1 protein-coding gene and 1 pseudogene are annotated in these 1483 nt (G+C 54.2%); both read left to right on the top strand.

The window, feature by feature from the left end:
* Window positions 1–532 precede the first annotated feature (532 nt).
* The gene (gene ltrA / locus AJE_RS19065; protein ID WP_237709386.1) at window positions 533–1429 is read left to right on the top strand and encodes a group II intron reverse transcriptase/maturase; all 897 of its coding nucleotides are present in this window, start codon (window positions 533–535) and stop codon (window positions 1427–1429) included.
* A pseudogene (locus AJE_RS19070) lies at window positions 1425–1483 on the top strand (hypothetical protein); the annotation flags it as partial. The gene ltrA and the pseudogene AJE_RS19070, both read left to right, overlap by 5 nt.

Consider the following 1483-nt stretch of genomic DNA (forward strand, 5'->3'; position numbering starts at 1 on the left):
AGCATGGGCGCATTCTTGGAGGTGCAAGTCCTCCCATAAGCTGGCTACAGCGAATGAAGTGAAGCGCAACTGCAGAACGGCGACGGACTGTGGGGAGGAAGCGTGGAGCGAAACTGCGAGCCGATGAACAAGAATCGGATATGAGGCGTGACTGAGCAGGGCGAGCAGGCATAATTCTGCGAAGCTCTTGTAGCCAAAGCTTGTGACGTAAATCCGGCGGTTGTGCAGTGAAGGAATGCGTTCTTACCTGGGGAGATCTCGCCTCATGCCTGAAAGGGCGACGTAGTGATACGGAGCGAGAAGTCAGCAGAGGCCGTAGTAGTGGATAACACGAAGGGCCGAACGAGAAGGAGTGTGAAACGCGTTGTTGATGAATAACGTCATGCATCAGATGTCCAAAGAGTTGGAGCGAGGTAAGCAAAAGCAAGGTGAAGCCTTGTTGATGCCTACCCGTGATGAAACGGTATTCCCGCAACAACAGTTCAAACACACAGGGCAAAGCTTGCTTGAGCAGGCGCTTGCGAGGGAGAACATGCGCTTAGCGTGGCAACGCATTAAAGCGAACAAAGGTAGCGCCGGAGTAGATGGTCTGACGATAGCACAGACGGCAGAGCACCTTAAGGTGCAGTGGCCGGCTATCAAAGCGCAGCTGCTAAACGGCAGTTATCGTCCACAACCGGTACGCCGGGTCGGTATCCCGAAGAGTGATGGCACCGAGCGCGAGCTGGGTGTCCCAACGGTGACGGACCGACTCATCCAACAAGCGTTACTTCAGGTACTGCAACCGAAACTGGACCCACAGTTCAGTGAGCACAGTTATGGCTTCAGACCTGGCAGACGGGCCCAGAGCGCGGTATTAGCCGCGCAACGTTATGTGCAGGAAGGCTACCAGATAGTCGTTGATGTTGACTTGTCGAAGTTCTTTGACCGGGTGAACCATGACATTCTGATGGACCGACTGAGCAAACGGCTGGACGATAAAAGCGTACTGCATCTTATCCGGGCTTATCTGAACGCCGGCATCATGGCTAATGGCGTGGTGATAACGCGCCAAGAAGGCACACCACAAGGTGGACCGCTCTCGCCGTTGTTGGCGAATGTGCTACTGGATGAGGTTGATAAAGCCTTAGAGCAACGCGGCTATCGGTTCGCCCGTTATGCAGACGACTGCAATGTGTATGTCCGCAGTCAGAAAGCGGGAGAGCGGGTGATGGCGTGGCTGCGCAGGCTTTATGCGAAACTGCGTTTGCAAGTGAATGAAAGCAAAAGTGCGGTAGGCAGCGTGTTTGGCCGAAAATTCTTAGGGTACAGCCTGTGGCGAACCCGAAGAGGCGAGGTTAAACGCGCGGTATCTGAAGCGGCACTGATGCGTTTTCAAAACACGGGTAAAGCAGTTAACACGCCGACAGACAGGGCGCAGCCTAAGTGAAGTCATTGCTGGGTTACGTCGCTATATGCTGGGTTGGAAAGGCTACTTCGGGTT

Origin of the sequence: Alishewanella jeotgali KCTC 22429 (assembly GCF_000245735.1) — a bacterium.
GTDB lineage: Bacteria > Pseudomonadota > Gammaproteobacteria > Enterobacterales > Alteromonadaceae > Alishewanella > Alishewanella jeotgali.

Excerpts from the sequence above, each read along its gene's own strand:
- ltrA (WP_237709386.1), top strand. The coding sequence starts at position 533 with ATGCGCTTAGCGTGGCAACGCATTAAAGCGAACAAAGGTAGCGCCGGA.